A 15183-nucleotide genomic window follows, 5' to 3' on the forward strand; every position below is an offset into this window, starting at 1 on the left:
GGGCTGTACGGCAAGCACAGCGTGGCCGCGCCCGGGGGTTCCCTCCGTCAAGCGAAGGACGGGCTTGGCGCTCTGCCGCGCGCTGCCGGCCGCGGTCTCGGCCTCCGCCAGCCGGGCCCGCACGCGGCGCAGCTCGGCGTCGTGATCAGCGGCCGCGCGGGCGGCCCGGCCCTTCTCGGTGGCCAGCATCTCGGTCGCCTTGCGCTCGCGGCTCTGCAGGTCGCGCAGCTGGCGGGCCTGCACCCGCAGCTCCTCGCGGAGCTGGCCGAGCTCGGCGCTGACCCGGGCCAGCTCGTCGCGGAGCTTGTCGGCCTCGCTGCGGGCCACCGCGCGATCGTGCTCGGCCCGGGCGGCGCGCTGCTCGGCGTCGCGGACCAGCCCCGCGATGGCGGCGCTGTCGGCCTCGGCGCGGACGGCCTCACCAGCGGACTCGACCAGCTCACGCCACCCGGCCGGCCGGGCCAGGTAGGCCAGCGCGGCCACCTCGACCGGGTCGGCCGCGGCGGGGCAGATCCCCTCGACGACGGCGGCGCCCAGGTCGCCGACCTCGGCGATGACCCGGGTGGAGATCCGCTGGCGGAACAGCGAGTCACTGGACAGCTGGGCGGCGATCGCGGGACCGCCGAGGCGGGCGCGACGGTTGGGTGCGAACTTGGCCACCCGGCGCAGCGGCACCGGCTGCTCGTCGAACGGCAGGCCGGGCAGGGCGGACGCGGCGAGGGCGACCACGCGCTGCCGGACCGGCTCCGGGAGGAGGGGCTCGGCTTCCGGCTCCGGACCGGCGGACGACGGCGTGACCGCTTCCTCGGGAAGGCGGCCGTCGCGCGGTTCGGGCTCGGACATGGAGCAAGTCTCCCACCGTCGGCCACTCCGGCGCCCATTGATGTAGTCGATCTTTTTCCACGCGTACGCCGAAACGCCTGTGGCCCGTGCGACGGAAGTGTCGTACCGCTGTTCTAACGTCCTGCCCGTGGTGGATCAGCTCTTCGTCCAGGGCACGCTCGACGGCCTCCTCTCGGCCGGCGGCGCGACCGACCTGCGCGACACGACCTTCGTCGTGCTCGACCTGGAGACCACCGGCGGTGCACCCGACGGCGGCGGGATCACCGAGGTCGGCGCGGTCAAGGTGCGCGGCGGTGAGGAGCTGGGCGTGCTGGCCACGCTGGTCAACCCGGGCCAGCCGATCCCGCCGTTCATCACGGTCCTGACCGGCATCACGCAGGCGATGGTGCTGCCGGCCCCGCCGATCGAGGAGGTGCTGCCCCCGCTCCTCGAGTTCCTCAAGGGCGCGGTGCTGGTCGCCCACAACGCGCCCTACGACGTCGGCTTCCTCAAGGCGGCGTGTGCCAAGTTCGGCTACGCCTGGCCCAACCCGCGGGTCCTCGACACGGCGGCGCTGGCCCGCCGGGTGCTGATCCGCGACGAGGTGCCCAACCGCAAGCTCGGCACGCTCGCCGCGCACTTCCACACCCCGCGCCAGCCGACCCACCGTGCGCTCGACGACGCCCTGGCCACCGTCGATGTGCTGCACGCCATGATCGGCCGGCTGGGCAGCCACAACGTGACCACCGTCGGCGACGCGATCGAGTTCGCCAAGGCGGTCACCCCGACCCAGCGGAAGAAGCGGCACCTGGCCGACGGGCTGCCGCACGTGCCGGGGGTCTACATCTTCCGCGCCGCCGACGGCCGCCCCCTCTACGTCGGCACCTCGGTCGACATCGCGACCCGCGTACGCAGCTACTTCACGGCGGCGGAGAAGCGCGCCCGGATCTCCGAGATGCTGGCCGCCGCCGAGAAGGTCGACGCCGTCGAGTGCGCGCACGGGCTCGAGGCCGAGATCCGCGAGCTGCGGCTGATCGCCGCGCACGCGCCGCCCTACAACCGCCGCTCGAAGTTCCCGGAGCGGGTGGTCTGGCTCAAGCTGACCGACGAGCCCTATCCCCGCCTGTCGGTGGTGCGCGCGCTGGCCGAGGGCGACACCGCCTACCTCGGGCCGTTCACGTCGAAGCGGTCCGCCGACCTGGCGGCCGCCGCCGTGCACGACGCGATCCCGCTGCGGCAGTGCACGCTGCGGCTGTCGACCAAGACCAAGACGCCCGCCTGCGCGCTGGCCGAGCTGGGCAGATGCGCGGCGCCGTGCGAGCACCGGATCAGCCGGGAGGCCTACGAGGAGAGCGCGGCGGCCCCGTTCCGGGCGGCCACCAGCGGCGACCCCCGGCGCGTCGTCGAGCCGCTGCTGGGCCGCATCAACGTGCTGTCCGACGCCCAGCGCTACGAGGACGCGGCGGTGGTCCGCGGCCGGCTCGCCGCCGTGCTGCGGGCCGCGGTCCGGATGCAGCGGCTCGCCGGGCTGACGACGATCGCCGAGCTGGTCGCGGCCCGACGGGGTGGCGACGGCGGCTGGGAGCTGGCGATCGTCCGGCAGGGCCGGCTGGCGGCGGCCGGCAACTCGCCGCCGCGGGTCCATCCACGCGCGACGATCGAGGTGCTCCGCGCGACGGCCGAGACGGTGCTGCCCGGCCACGGCCCGGTGCCGAGCGCGACCGCGGAGGAGACCGAGCGGATCCTGTCGTGGTTGGAGCGGCCCGACACCCGGCTGGTGGAGGCGTCCGCCGGGTGGGCGTCGCCCGTCCGTGGAGCGGCTCGCTACCGGGAGTTGCTCCGAAAGGCGGAAGCCCAGCGCTGATACACAAGACTCACCCGTTCGCTCAGAAGCAACTGACCATTTGGACTACGGTGCGTGACTTAGTCTGGTAGAGAAATGCACTCGTGACTGTCTCGCCCGATTTCCCGGGCGCAGGCACGACTCACGGGTGCTGGCCTCGTCAGGAGGTGTGCGGGCGTGGATGTCGACGCCGGTCACGGCGCCGCGCTGGGTCGTGTGGTGCCTGTCCAACCTAGCGACCTGCCCATCTCCCGCCGGCTACGGACGTTCCTGTCCTGGCCAGGTTCCGACGACGACCCGGTCACCCGGCTGGTCCGCACCCACCGGGAGGTGCACGCCGGCGACGCCGGGGTGCTCCGCCGGGCGTACGGGATCGCCGAGAGCATGCACCGCGGTCAGTTCCGCAAGAGCGGCGAGCCGTTCATCACGCACCCGCTCGCGGTCGCGCAGATCCTCGCCGAGCTGGGCATGGACACGACCACGCTGGTCGCCGCCCTGCTCCACGACACGGTCGAGGACACGCGCTACACGCTGCAGGCGCTGCACGGCGACTTCGGGCCCGAGGTGGCCCACCTGGTCGACGGCGTGACCAAGTTCGACAAGGCGTTCTACGGCAAGGCGGCCGAGGCCGAGACGATCCGCAAGATGCTGGTCGCGGCCGGCAAGGACGTCCGGGTCCTGATCATCAAGCTGGCCGACCGGCTGCACAACATGCGCACCCTCGACGCCCGCTCCCCCGCCTCGCGCGCCCGGATCGCCAAGGCCACCCTCGACGTGCTGGTGCCGCTCTGCGACCGGCTCGGCATCCAGCTGCTCAAGCGCGAGCTCGACGACGTGGTGCTCTACCACCTCGAGCCCGACGGCTACACCGCGGTCGACGAGCACGTGCAGGCCCGCACCGGGTGGGACGAGTACGTCAACGAGGTGGCCCTGCGGGCCAAGACCACGCTGCGCCGCAGCCGGGTGACCGCGGCGGTCTCGGCCCGACCCCGGCACTACTACTCGATCTGGAAGGACACGGTCGAGGCCGGCTACGCCGTGCCGCACGACCTCCCCCGGATCGCCGTCGTCGTCGACGGCACCGACACCGACTGCTACGCGGCGCTGGGCGCGATCCACGGCTGTTGGCGGCCGGTCCCGGGCCGGTTCAAGGACTTCATCGCGTCACCCAAGAACAACCTCTACCGCTCGCTGCACACCACCGTGATCGGCCCCGACGACCGCTCGGTCGAGGTGCTGATCCGCACGGAGGCGATGCACCAGCTCGCCGAATACGGCATCGCCGCGCACTTCCGCTACCCCAAGACCCCGGCCGCGATGGCCGAGTCCCGGGTCGAGCAGCTCGCCTGGCTGCGCCGGGTGCTCGACTGGGAGCAGGCCACCTCCGACGCCGCCCAGTTCCTCGAGTCGCTGCGCTGCGACCTCGCCGAGTCGCAGATCCAGGTGTTCGCCGAGGGCCGGCAGGTCGTGCTGCCCTCCGGCTCGACCCCGGTCGACCTGGCCTACGAGCTGGCCACCGAGCGCGGCGACCACTGCCTCGCCGCGACCATCAACGGCCGCCTGGCGCCGCTGTCGTCGGAGCTCAGCGAGGGCGACGTCGTCGAGATCTTCACCGAGGCCGAGTCGACCGAGGGCGCCGCCGCGTTGCCGGCCGGCCCGCGCAAGGAGTGGCTGGGCTTCGTCAAGTCGCCGCAGGCCCAGATGCAGATCAACCGCTGGTTCGCCGACCACGACGAGCCCGGCATCAGCATCCCCGACAAGGTCCGACTGGGCCGCGCGACGATCGGCCTGGCACTGCGCCGGCACGACCGCGGCCTGGCCAGCGACCTGCCGCTGCGCCAGCTCGCCGACGAGATGGGCTACCCCGACCTGGAGACACTGCTGGTCGCCGTCTTCGACCGCGCCATCACCCCGGAGTCGGTGGTCGACCGCCTGGTCGCCCTCGTCGACCGCCGCGAATAGCGATCCACTGGGATAGGCGGTCCCTGCGGGGCCGGTGGGGTGTGGCCACTAGCCTTGCCCTGTGGATCCCCGCCGCCGCGCCATGCGTGCCATCGCCTACGGAGTCTTCTACCGGTTGCCGCATCCCGTGCGCCGGCGGCTCGTGCGGGCGTTCGTACCCAAGTACATCGTCGGCGGCGTGACCCTGGTCCGCGACTCCGAGGCCCCCGGGGCCGGGCGACTGCTGCTCCTGCGCCAGCCCCCGGGCCGCGGTTGGGGGCTGCCGGCCGGCCTGCTCCGGCGCGGTGAGGCGCCGATCGTCGGTGCGGCGCGCGAGCTGGCCGAGGAGTCCGGCATCCACCTCGACCCGCGCGAGCTGGCGCCGGCCGTGCCGAACGCCGTCGTACACGCCAAGGGTTGGGTCGACATGGTCTTCGAGGTGTCGGTGCCCGCCTCGACGACGAAGCTCGAGGTGGACGGCGCCGAGGTGCTCGAGGCGGCCTTCCACCCGATCGACGACCTGCCCCGGCTGACGCTGGCGACCGCGCGGCTGCTCGCCTACTACGGCATCGGGCCGCTGGTCGCGCCCGACGATCCGACCAGCATGGAGCGGCCGAGCCTGCCGCGCAACGATGGCTGACCTCTGCGCGGTCGTGCTGGCGGCCGGCGAGGGGCAACGGCTGCGGCCGCTGACGGAACTGCTGCCCAAGGCGCTCTGCCCCGTCGGCAACGTGCCCCTGCTCGATCTCGCGCTGGCCCGGGTCGCCGGGTTCGACCTGCGCGGGCCTGCGGACGTGGCGGTCAACGCGAGCTACCTCGGTGAGCAGGTGGTCGCGCACGCCGGCGACCGGGCGCATCTCTCGGTCGAGCCCGACGGGCCGCTGGGCACCTCGGGCGGCGTCGGCAACCTGCGCGACTGGATCGGCGGGCGTGGGGTGCTGGTCGCCAACGCGGACGCCTACCTCGCGGGCGGCGATCCCGGCGCGCTGCTCGCCGGCTGGGATGGCGAGACCGTGCGCCTGCTCGGCCAGCCGGTCCGGGACACGAGCCAACCCGGGCTGTTCAGCGGGCACCGGTTCGCCGGCCTGTCGCTGCTGCCGTGGCGGCGGGTGCGCGACCTGGACGCGACGCCGGCCGAGCTGGTGCGCACCGTCTGGCGCCCGGCGGAGGCGGCCGGTGAGCTCGAGGTCGTCCCGTTCGACGGTGTCTTCATCGACACGGGTACGCCGCACGACTACCTGGCGGCCAACCTCCACGCGGCGGGCCACAACCTGGTCGCGGGTACGGTCACCGGGCGCTGCGTCCGTTCCGTTGTCGGTGCCGGCGCCACCGTGGCCGGCGACGTCGTCGACAGCGTCGTCTGGCCCGGCGCCGTGGTGGCGGCCGGCGAGCACCTCGACCACGCGATCCGGGCGGGCCGGCACCTGACGGTCGCGGGCCGCTAGCATTCGTCCAGGCACGACGAGAGGAGCCCATCGATGATCACCGCGATCGTCCTGATCGACTGCGCCGCCGACTCGATCCCCGAGGTGGCCGAGAAGCTCGCCGATCTCGACGGGGTCAGCGAGGTCTACTCCGTCGCCGGCGGCGTCGACCTCATCGCGATCGTCCGGGTCCGCGAGTTCGACCAGATCGCCGACGTGATCGCGGGCGGCATCTCCAAGGTCGACGGCGTGATCAACACGGATTCGCACATCGCCTTCCGGGCCTACTCGCACCACGACCTCGAAGAGGCGTTCGCGATCGGGCTTCGTGAGTCCGACTGAGCCGGCGCACGTCGATCGGGGCACCGACCGGCTGGCCCTGCGCCACTATCCCGCGTCGTCGTCCCTGCCGGCCGCGCCGGTCGCCGTCGTGCTGCCGGCGATGGGCGTCGCGGGCCGGTTCTACCGCCCGCTGGCGGAGTCGCTGGTCGCCGCGGGCTTCGCGGTGGTGGTCGCCGACCTGCGCGGCACGGGCGACAGCACGCCGCGGCCGACCCGCGCGTCCCGCTACGGCTACGCGGACCTGGCCGACGACGTGGGCGCGGTGCTCGACGCGCTGAAGGCCGACTACGCCGACCGGCGCACCGTGCTCGTCGGCCACTCCCTCGGCGGGCAGGCGGCCCTGCTGCACCTGGCGACCACACCGGACGCCCCGGTGGACGGCGTCGCCCTGATCGCCGCGGCGGTGCCCTACTGGCGCGCGTACCCCCGGCACGGTCTGGTCGTCGGCGCCTACATGCAGGCGATCGGGCTGACGGCGGCGGCGCTGGGCGTCTGGCCCGGATGGACGTTCGGCGGCCGCCAGGCCCGCGGCGTGATCCGCGACTGGGCGGGTTCGGGCCGGACCGGCCGCTTCCCGAGCATCCGCGGTGTGGACACGGACGCCGCCGTCGGCGCGGTCACGACGCCGGTGCTGGCGATCAGCATCGACGGTGACGCCTACACACCGCACGAGGCGGTCGACCACACGGCCGCGAAACTGCGTGCGGCTCCGCTACGCCGGGAGCGCATCGCCCGGATCGAGGCCGAGGGCCGCCCGGCCCACTTCGCCTGGGCCCGCTCCCCCGCGCCGGTCACCGACCTGATCAAGGACTGGCACGCGACCCTGCCTCCGCACCGCTAGGCCCGCCCACCCGCCGCCGCATCCTCAGCGAGGCAGCACGCGAACGCCGCGTCAGGCGGCGCGGCAAATCGCCGCCGCGACCCCGCCACCGACCGCCTCACTCTTGCGGAAACGAGCCGCGCCAGGCGGCGCGGCGGCAACCACCGCCGCGACCGACAGCCTCGCTCTTGCGGACCCCGGCCGCGTCAGGCGGCGCGGCAACCACCGCCACGACCCGCCACCCGACGGCCTCACGCTCACCGGAACGAGCCACGCCAGGCGACGGAGCGGCAATCACCGCCACGACCGGAGACGTCGCTCTTGTCGGACTCGAGCCGGGTCACGCGGCGGGGCAACCACCGCCGCGACCTGCCACCCGACCGCCTCACGCCCACCGGAACGAGCCGCGCCAGGCGGCGAAGCGGCAATCACCGCCACGACCGGAGGCGTCGCTCTTGTCGGACTCGAGCCGGGTCACCCGGCGGGGCAACCACCGCCACGACCCGCCACCGACCGCCTCACGCTCACGGAAACGAACCCGCGTCGGGCGGCGCGGCAACCGCCGCCACGCCCGCCACCGACGGCCTCACTCTCGCCGGAACGGGCCGCACCAGGGAGCGGCGCGCCAATCACCGCCACGGCCGACGACATCGCTCGTGTTCTCCGCTTTGCTCTGCATCCATATAGGCATCGATGCGTATATGGATGCAGAGCAAAGCGACTCGAGTCGGGTCAGGCGGCCCGGCGTTGTTCCGGGGCTACGCCGCCCTTGCGGCTCGACCGTAGCCAGACCGTGACCGGGGCGATCACCAGGGCCGTGCCGCAGCCCTCGCAGATCAGCTCCGGGCAGTCGCCCTCGTGGTCGTCGCAGGGTGGGGGTGCGAACGGCATCTCCGTGTCGCAGACGGCACAGGTGAGTTCCTCCTCGCCACGCATGGCGGCTCCTTTCGAAGAGCGGAAGAACGCTCATCACCACACAAGGGTCACGCTGCCACGCGGGCCCGTCGCACCGTGGGAAGCGGGTCGGCGTGTCGCCAACACGGCGAAAGGCGAGGATCCCACCCGGGATCCTCGCCTTTCGACAGGGATGACTCAGTGCTTGGACTCGATCTCCCGCCGCTCCGGGGCCGGCTCGATCGGCGGGTGGCCGGGCGAGACCGGGGCCTCGGCGGGCCGTTCGATCGGGCGGAAGAAGCCCTTCACCGCGGGCCCGAGGGCGCCGAGGCGGTTCATCTTCTTGGGGACGACCCAGCCCGCGTACTCCAGCTCCTCGTGGTCGTGGCCGAGCGGCTGGTGCACCTCGTAGAACCGGCCGTCGGGGGCCCGGCGGATGATGCCGGTCTCGACACCGTGCGCGAGCACCTCGCGGTCGTGCTGCTGGAGGCCCAGGCAGATCCGGTAGGTGACGTAGTACGCGATCGGCGGCAGGAGCAGCAACCCGATCCGGCCCGCCCAGGTCATCGCGTTCAGGCTGATGTTGAACTTGTCGGCGATCACGTCGTTGCCGCCGGACAGCACCAGGACGATGAAGAACGCCACCGCCATCATGCCGAGCGCGGTGCGCTGGGGCACGTCGCGCGGGCGCTGCAGCAGGTTGTGGATCTTGTTGTCCTTGTTGAGGCGCGCCTCTATGAACGGATAGAGCAACGGGAACGTGGTCAGGAGGCCGGGCAGCACCACCGTCGGCCAGAAGATCGGCGGGATGACGTACCCGTTGCCTATGCCGATGTTGATCTGCCAGGCGGGCATCAACCGGGTCGAGCCGTCGAGGAACATGACGTACCAGTCGGGCTGGGACGCCGCCGACACGACACCGGCCTCGTACGGACCGAACAGCCAGATCGGGTTGATCTGCATGACGCCGGCGAGCACCGCGATCACGCCGGCCACGGCCATGAAGAAGCCGGCCTGCTTGATCGTGTAGCGCGGGAAGAACCGCTCGCCGATCACGTTGTTGTTGGTCCGGCCGGGGCCGGGCCACTGTGTGTGCTTCTGCTTGAAGACCAGCGCCAGGTGCACGCTGATCAGCGCCACCAGGATGGCCGGGATCAGCAGGACGTGCACGATGAAGAACCGGCTGATGATGATCTCACCCGGGAACTCACCGTTGAAGATCGACGAGGTGAGCCAGGTGCCGATCAGCGGGATCGACAGCAGGATCGCCGAGGCGATCCGCAGGCCCGTGCCGGACAGCGCGTCGTCCGGGAGCGAGTAGCCGGTGAAGCCCTCGAGGAAGGCGACCCAGAACAGCAGGAAGCCGATGATCCAGTTGATCTCGCGAGGCTTGCGGAAGGCACCGGTGAAGAAGATGCGCAGCATGTGCACGACGATCGCGGCCACGAAGACCAACGCCGCCCAGTGGTGCATCTGACGCATGATCAGACCGCCACGGACGTCGAACGACAGGTCGAGCGACGACGCGTACGCCGCCGACATGTGCACGCCACGCAGCGGCGCGTAGCTGCCGTCGTAGGTGACCTCCTTCAGCGATGGCTCGAAGAAGAGGGTCAGGAACGTGCCGGTCAGCAGCAGGACGATGAACGAGAACAGCGCGATCTCGCCCAGCAGGAAGGACCAGTGGTCGGGGAAGACCTTGTTGATGATGGAGCGCAGCGGGGTGGCTACGCCGACCCGGTCCTCGACCTCGTTGCCCGCTTTCGCGGGCAGGGTCTTCAGGTCAATCTTTCGGCGCTTCACGGCCGCTCCCAGAAGTCAGGTCCGACGGTGGCCTGGTAGTCCGACTTCGCCACGAAGTATCCCTCGTCGTCCACGCCGAGCGGAAGCTGCGGAAGGCTCCGGCTCGCCGGGCCGAACACGGGCTTGGCGTTGTCGGTGATGAGGAACTGCGACTGGTGGCAGGGGCAGAGCAGCCGGTTCGTCTGCTGTTCGTAGAGGCTCGCCGGGCAGCCCGCGTGGGTGCAGATCTTCGAGAACGCGATGTAGTCGCCGTACATGAAGTCGGCGGTCGAGAACTTGTTGTGGCCGGTGCCCTTGACGTTGTTGGCCCGGGCCACGGCCGCGTCGTCGGACCGCAGGTGGATCAGCAGCGTCGGCGAGTCGGCGTGCGCGTTGGTGGCGCCACCCGGGATGCCGGGGAACACCGTCATCTGACCGCCGGCGCTCACGTCGGCCGGGCGGATCGGCGTGCCGTCGTCGCGGGTCAGCCGGACCAGCCGGGTGCCGCCGTTGGGCTCCGTGATCGGCGCCCAGCCGGTGGTGAACATCTGGTTGTCGGCGTGCGGGTTCTTGATCAGCCCACCGACGATCGGCGCGGCGACCACCACGGCGACCGGCGCGAGACCCGCCGCGGCCGCGAGGCCGAGCAGTGGCCGGCGCTTCACGCCCAGCTCCTCGACCATGTAGGCGAGGGTCTGTCCGACCGCCCGGCGGTCGCCCTCGGGGGCACCGCCGTCGTGCCGGTCCTGGATCGACACCTCGCGCGGCAGCAGCTTCTTGCCCCAGGTGAGGATCGCGAACGCGAGGAACAAGCAAGCGAGGCCGAGGGTCACGCCGAGCAGCGGCGTGTACCACTTCATCAGCGTCTCGCCCTGCTTGAACCGCCACGGCCAGACGATGTAGAGGACCACGAACGCCGTGCCGAAGAGGCCGACGAGCAGGAACATCAGCGAGACCGTGCGGGTCATCCGCTTCTCGGTCTTCGAGCCGCGCTCGGGGAACTGCGGCTCGTAGTGGACGATCTCGACGCCGTCCTGGCGGGCGGCGGCCTTGACCTTCTCGAACCGGGTCGTACGCGGGTCGTCGTAGTCGATCTCCTCCGGAACGGGCGGCTGGTGGCCGTTGCCGTTGGATCCGGTGGTCTGGACGGTCATGACTTCCCCGCAATCCACAGTGCCGTGAAGATCAGCGCCGTAATGCCCACCACGAAGACCGCGAGGCCCTCGGTCGTCGGGCCGAGGCGGCCGAGGTTGAACCCACCCGGGTCACGGTCGGCCAGCGTCTCCTGGATGTAGGCGATCACGTCGCGCTTCTGGTCCGGGGTCAGCTGGTTGTCACCGAAGACCGGCATGTTCTGCGGTCCGGAGAGCATCGCACCCCAGATGACGCGGTCGTCGGTGTTGCTGAGCCGCGGCGCGAACTTGCCCGAGGACAGCGCGCCGCCGCCACCGCCGAACGCGTGGCAGGACGAGCAGTTGAGCCGGAAGATCTGGCCACCCGCCGCGACGTCACCGCCCGAGTGCAGGTCGTTACCCTCCGGGATCTGCGGGCCGCCGCCGAGTTCCTGCACGTACTGCGCGAGCTGGCGGGTCTGCTCCTCGTTGAACACCGGCGGCTTCTCGACCGCCTGGGCGCTCTGGGAGCCGAGCGGCATGCGGCCGGTGCTGACCTGGAAGTCGACCGAGGCGCCGCCGACGCCGATCAGGCTCGGGCCGCGGCCCTCGATGCCCTGTGCGTTCATGCCATGGCAGCTGATGCAGCTGTTGTCGAACAGCGCCTTGCCCTCCATGGCCGCCGGGGACAGGGGCGCGTCCTGCGCCGAGATCGCCGGGGCGAACGCGGTGTAGAGGCCGCCGGCGAGCACGAGGGCCGCGATCAACCGGGTCGCGGAGGCGATGCGGCGGCGGGCCTTGCTCCGCGGCACGGCGCGCCGCCTGCGCATCCGGGCGAGCAGACCGCCGGACCGGTGCGGAGATGTCATCAGGCTTTGTCCTTCACGGGTGTGCGACCTTGTCCCTTTGACGACGTGGGGGTCGGAAACGTGACGCTCATGATCACTGGAGACCGTAGATCATGAGGAAGAGGCCGATCCACACGACGTCGACGAAGTGCCAGTAGTACGACACGACGATCGCCGAGGTCGCCTGCGCTGGGGTGAAGCGCCCCATCGTCGTCCGGATCATGTAGATGATGAAGGCGATGAGACCGCCGGTCACGTGCAGGCCGTGGAAGCCGGTGGTCAGGTAGAACATGGATCCGTAGCCGTCTGCGTTGATCTTCACACCTTCGCCGACCAGCGTGTGGTACTCGAAGAGCTGCCCGCAGAGGAACGTCAGGCCCATCAGGAACGTGATGGTGAACCAGCGCCGGAGCCCGAACACGTCACCGCGCTCGGCCGCGAACACACCCATCTGGCAGGTGATCGACGAGAGCACCAGGATGACCGTGAAGGTGGTCGCGTACGGCAGGTTGAGGTGGGGCGTGTGCTCCGCCCACAGCTCGGGCGCCGCGGCCCGGATCGAGAAGTACATCGCGAACAACGCCGCGAAGAACATCAGTTCGCTGGAGAGCCAGACGATGGTTCCCACCGAGACCATGTTTGGTCTCGTCAGGGAATGGATCCGGCTCTTGTCGATCGCTGGGGCCGCAGTCACGCGGTCATTATTGCGCTCGACCACCGAAGACGATCGCGGGGGTGCGTTCGGCGCGCCGCGGCCCGGCAAATGCCGCCAACCTACCCGGGACTAACCTGGCTGCGTGGTCCTGGCAGAAACGACGCCTCCGCCGTTCAGCATCGCGAGCGTGTTCACCGAGATCCGGCTCGACAGCTGGCTCACGGTGCTGCTCGTCGTCGCGGCCGGCCTCTACCTGTACGGCGTGCACCGGTTGCGGCTGCGCGGTGACCGCTGGCCGGTCTCCCGCACCGTGTTCTTCCTGGTCCCGGGCCTCGGCGGTATCGCCTCGGTCACGGTCAGTGGCCTCCACGCGTACGACACGACGTTGCTCTCCGTCCACATGGTGCAACACATGGTGCTCTCCATGGTCGCGCCCATCTTCCTGGCCCTGGGCGCGCCGATGACGCTGGCGCTGCGCACGCTGCACGGCGCGCCACGGCGCCGGCTGCTCGCGGTGGTGCACAGCCGGGTCGCGAAGGTGCTCACCTTCCCGCTGGTGGCGTTCGGCCTGTTCGTGGCCACGCCGTTCGCCCTCTACTTCACCGGGCTCTACGAGCAGACCCTGCGGCACGAGTGGCTGCACGAGCTGACCCACGCCCACTTCATCGCGGTCGGCTGCCTGTTCTTCTGGCCGCTGCTCGGCCTCGACCCGCTGCCCGGCCGCTGGCCGTACCCGGCGCGCGCCCTGCTGATGCTGCTCTCCGTGCCGTTCCACACGGTGCTGGGCCTGACCATCATGCAGAGCAAGACGCTGCTCGGCGGCGACTGGTACCCGTCGCTGGCGCTGTCCTGGGCCAACCCGTTCGACGACCAGAAGGTGGCCGGCGGGATCCTCTGGGCGGGCGGCGAGTTCGTCAGTGTGACGATGATCGCGGTGCTGGTGGTGCAGTGGATCAAAGCCTCCGAGCGGGAGGCGCGCCGGATCGACCGCGAGCTGGATCGGCAGGAGGCCCGGGAGCGGGCTCAAGATCAAAACGACGCGACGGTACGATCGGCGGCGCGCGACTAACCACGTGGGAGCCTTTCGATGACCGACCGCACGTACACCGTCCTGCTCTACAGCGACGACCCCAAGGTGCGCGACCGGATGCGCCTGGCCGTGGGCACCCGACCGGCCGCCGACCTCGAGGTCGAGTTCGTCGAGGCCGACGACTACGACGCCTGCGTACGCCTGGTCGACGACTACGAGATCGACCTGATGCTGCTCGACGGTGAGGCCACGCCGGCCGGCGGGCTGGGCCTGGCCCGGCAGATCAAGGACGACCGCCCGAACGCCGCCCCGCCGGTCTGCGTGGTGCTGGCCCGGGCCGCCGATCGCTGGCTGGCCGCCTACGCGCAGGTCGAGGGCACCCTGATGTACCCGCTCGACCCGATCGAGACCGGCCGCACCGTCGCGGCGATGCTCCGCTCGTACGCCAGCGGCGGTCCGGTCACCACCGCCTGACCCACCCCTCTGTCCCTCTTGCCCGCCACGGGAGGCCCGGCATGGGCGATCGGACCTGGCCCCACCTGCTCACCGCGCTGCTGCGCGACGAGGAGCTAGCGACCCCCGACACCGCCTGGGCGATGGGCGAGATCATGGCCGGGTCGGCGACGCCGGCCCAGATCGCCGCCTTCATGATGGCGTTGCGGGCCAAGGGCGAGACGCCCGCCGAGCTGGCCGGCCTCGTCGAGGCGATGCTCGACGCGGCGGTCACGGTCGACCTGCCCGAGGAGATCCGGGCCGACGCGGTCGACGTGGTCGGCACCGGCGGCGACCGGGCGCACACCGTGAACATCTCGACGATGGCGGCCATGGTGGTGGCGGCCTGCGGCGTGCGGGTCGTCAAGCACGGCAACCGCGCCGCGTCGTCGCTGTGCGGCACCGCCGACCTGCTGGAGCACCTCGGCATCCCGCTCGAGCTCGGCCCGGCCGGGGTGGCCCGCACGGTGACCGAGGCGGGCATCGGCTTCTGCTTCGCGGCCCGGTTCCACCCGGGCATGCGGCACGCCGGCCCGACCCGCCGCGAGATCGGCGTGCCGACCGCGTTCAACTTCCTGGGCCCGCTGAGCAACCCGGCCCGCCCGCGGTCCGGCCTCGTGGGCTGCTTCGACGAGCGGATGGCGCCGGTGATGGCGGCCGTGTTCGCGAGCCGCGGCGACTCGGTGCTCGTGGTCCGCGGCGAGGACGGCCTCGACGAGATCAGCACGGCCGCGCCGACCCGGGTCTGGGTGGCCCGCGCCGGCGCGGTTCAGGAGACCCGACTCGACACCGTCGACCTGGGTCTCCCCCGCTCCCAGCCGGGCGACCTGCGCGGCGGCGACGCGACGTTCAACGCCGACGCCGCCCGCCGCGTCCTGGCGGGCGAGCCGGGCCCGGTCCGCGACGCCACCCTGGTCAACGCGGCAGCGGCCCTGGTGGCCCACGCCGGCGGCGCTGAGGACCTCACCGCGGCCCTGAAGGCGGCCCTGGCCCGCGCGGCCACCGCCGTGGACAGCGGCGCCGCAGCGGCCCTCGTGGACCGCTGGGTGACGTCCGCCCAGGCAGCCAAGGCCGACGGCCTCTAGGCACGACAGCAAAGGGCCGGCCCGGTTCGACCGGGCCGGCGCCGCAGGCGGAACATGGAGTTGTCGCCAGTCGCGCCCGATCGTGCCCACTTG

The 15183-nt window shown here is 71.7% G+C and carries 14 protein-coding genes and 1 pseudogene; 9 read left to right on the forward strand and 6 right to left on the reverse strand.

The genetic code is table 11. The features are described from left to right. Nucleotides 1-843: pseudogene (locus AB0H87_RS25205) on the reverse strand (hypothetical protein); the annotation flags it as partial. Nucleotides 844-970: 127 nt separating this feature from the next. On the opposite strand from AB0H87_RS25205, the gene AB0H87_RS25210 reads away from it, so the two are divergent. The 6 genes from AB0H87_RS25210 to AB0H87_RS25235 all read left to right on the forward strand — a co-directional run bounded on the left by AB0H87_RS25210 (nucleotide 971) and on the right by AB0H87_RS25235 (nucleotide 7213). Further along, the gene (locus AB0H87_RS25210; RefSeq protein WP_360150294.1) at nucleotides 971-2686 is read left to right on the forward strand and encodes a DEDD exonuclease domain-containing protein; all 1716 of its coding nucleotides are present in this window, start codon (nucleotides 971-973) and stop codon (nucleotides 2684-2686) included. 156 nt (nucleotides 2687-2842) lie between these two features. Beyond that, the gene (locus tag AB0H87_RS25215; protein ID WP_360150297.1) at nucleotides 2843-4627 is read left to right on the forward strand and encodes a RelA/SpoT family protein; all 1785 of its coding nucleotides are present in this window, start codon (nucleotides 2843-2845) and stop codon (nucleotides 4625-4627) included. Nucleotides 4628-4709: 82 nt separating this feature from the next. Continuing rightward, entirely contained in the window at nucleotides 4710-5246 is a 537-nt protein-coding gene (locus AB0H87_RS25220) for an NUDIX domain-containing protein (protein WP_360150330.1), read from the forward strand. Further along, on the forward strand, nucleotides 5239-6051 hold the full coding sequence (locus AB0H87_RS25225) for a sugar phosphate nucleotidyltransferase (protein WP_360150300.1): 813 nt from the start codon (nucleotides 5239-5241) through the stop codon (nucleotides 6049-6051). The genes AB0H87_RS25220 and AB0H87_RS25225 overlap by 8 nt, the downstream gene beginning before the upstream one ends. 33 nt (nucleotides 6052-6084) lie before the next feature. Continuing rightward, the gene (locus tag AB0H87_RS25230; protein ID WP_360150303.1) at nucleotides 6085-6372 is read left to right on the forward strand and encodes an Lrp/AsnC ligand binding domain-containing protein; all 288 of its coding nucleotides are present in this window, start codon (nucleotides 6085-6087) and stop codon (nucleotides 6370-6372) included. 31 nt (nucleotides 6373-6403) lie between these two features. Beyond that, nucleotides 6404-7213 (forward strand): alpha/beta fold hydrolase, encoded by an 810-nt coding sequence (locus AB0H87_RS25235; RefSeq protein WP_360150333.1) that lies wholly within the window; start codon nucleotides 6404-6406, stop codon nucleotides 7211-7213. A gap of 711 nt (nucleotides 7214-7924) precedes the next feature. On the opposite strand, the gene AB0H87_RS25240 is transcribed toward AB0H87_RS25235, so the two are convergent. From AB0H87_RS25240 to AB0H87_RS25260, 5 genes are all read right to left on the reverse strand, one after another. Next, nucleotides 7925-8128, reverse strand: a complete 204-nt coding sequence (locus AB0H87_RS25240) for a hypothetical protein (protein WP_360150306.1) — start codon at nucleotides 8126-8128, stop codon at nucleotides 7925-7927. A 156-nt stretch (nucleotides 8129-8284) separates the two neighbouring features. Beyond that, nucleotides 8285-9889, reverse strand: a complete 1605-nt coding sequence (locus AB0H87_RS25245; RefSeq protein WP_360150309.1) for a ubiquinol-cytochrome c reductase cytochrome b subunit — start codon at nucleotides 9887-9889, stop codon at nucleotides 8285-8287. Beyond that, nucleotides 9886-11022: a Rieske 2Fe-2S domain-containing protein gene (locus AB0H87_RS25250; protein WP_360150312.1), complete on the reverse strand. Its 1137-nt coding sequence runs from the start codon at nucleotides 11020-11022 to the stop codon at nucleotides 9886-9888. The genes AB0H87_RS25245 and AB0H87_RS25250 overlap by 4 nt, the downstream gene beginning before the upstream one ends. Next, nucleotides 11019-11849: a c-type cytochrome gene (locus AB0H87_RS25255; protein WP_360150315.1), complete on the reverse strand. Its 831-nt coding sequence runs from the start codon at nucleotides 11847-11849 to the stop codon at nucleotides 11019-11021. The genes AB0H87_RS25250 and AB0H87_RS25255 overlap by 4 nt, the downstream gene beginning before the upstream one ends. A 73-nt stretch (nucleotides 11850-11922) precedes the next feature. Beyond that, nucleotides 11923-12522: a heme-copper oxidase subunit III gene (locus AB0H87_RS25260; protein ID WP_360150318.1), complete on the reverse strand. Its 600-nt coding sequence runs from the start codon at nucleotides 12520-12522 to the stop codon at nucleotides 11923-11925. Nucleotides 12523-12625: 103 nt separating this feature from the next. Between AB0H87_RS25260 and AB0H87_RS25265 the strand changes: the two genes are divergently transcribed. Genes AB0H87_RS25265 through trpD form a run of 3 tightly spaced genes read left to right on the forward strand, consistent with a single transcriptional unit; the run spans nucleotide 12626 to nucleotide 15090 of the window. Beyond that, complete coding sequence (locus AB0H87_RS25265) at nucleotides 12626-13552, forward strand: cytochrome c oxidase assembly protein (RefSeq protein WP_360150321.1); 927 nt, start codon at nucleotides 12626-12628, stop codon at nucleotides 13550-13552. Between the two features lie 18 nt (nucleotides 13553-13570). Beyond that, a complete protein-coding gene (locus AB0H87_RS25270; RefSeq protein WP_360150324.1) occupies nucleotides 13571-13987 on the forward strand; it encodes a hypothetical protein in 417 nt (138 codons plus the stop codon). 41 nt (nucleotides 13988-14028) lie between these two features. After that, a complete protein-coding gene (gene trpD / locus AB0H87_RS25275; RefSeq protein WP_360150327.1) occupies nucleotides 14029-15090 on the forward strand; it encodes an anthranilate phosphoribosyltransferase in 1062 nt (353 codons plus the stop codon). Nucleotides 15091-15183: the final 93 nt, after the last annotated feature.

This window comes from Asanoa sp. NPDC050611 (assembly GCF_040654855.1).
Classification (GTDB): Bacteria; Actinomycetota; Actinomycetes; order Mycobacteriales; family Micromonosporaceae; genus Asanoa.

Coding starts and splice junctions, on each gene's coding strand:
- AB0H87_RS25240 (WP_360150306.1), bottom strand. CDS start 8,128: ATGCGTGGCGAGGAGGAACTCACCTGTGCCGTCTGCGACACGGAGATG.
- trpD (WP_360150327.1), top strand. CDS start 14,029: ATGGGCGATCGGACCTGGCCCCACCTGCTCACCGCGCTGCTGCGCGAC.
- AB0H87_RS25220 (WP_360150330.1), top strand. CDS start 4,710: ATGCGTGCCATCGCCTACGGAGTCTTCTACCGGTTGCCGCATCCCGTG.
- AB0H87_RS25230 (WP_360150303.1), top strand. CDS start 6,085: ATGATCACCGCGATCGTCCTGATCGACTGCGCCGCCGACTCGATCCCC.
- AB0H87_RS25225 (WP_360150300.1), top strand. CDS start 5,239: ATGGCTGACCTCTGCGCGGTCGTGCTGGCGGCCGGCGAGGGGCAACGG.
- AB0H87_RS25250 (WP_360150312.1), bottom strand. CDS start 11,022: ATGACCGTCCAGACCACCGGATCCAACGGCAACGGCCACCAGCCGCCC.
- AB0H87_RS25270 (WP_360150324.1), top strand. CDS start 13,571: ATGACCGACCGCACGTACACCGTCCTGCTCTACAGCGACGACCCCAAG.
- AB0H87_RS25255 (WP_360150315.1), bottom strand. CDS start 11,849: ATGACATCTCCGCACCGGTCCGGCGGTCTGCTCGCCCGGATGCGCAGG.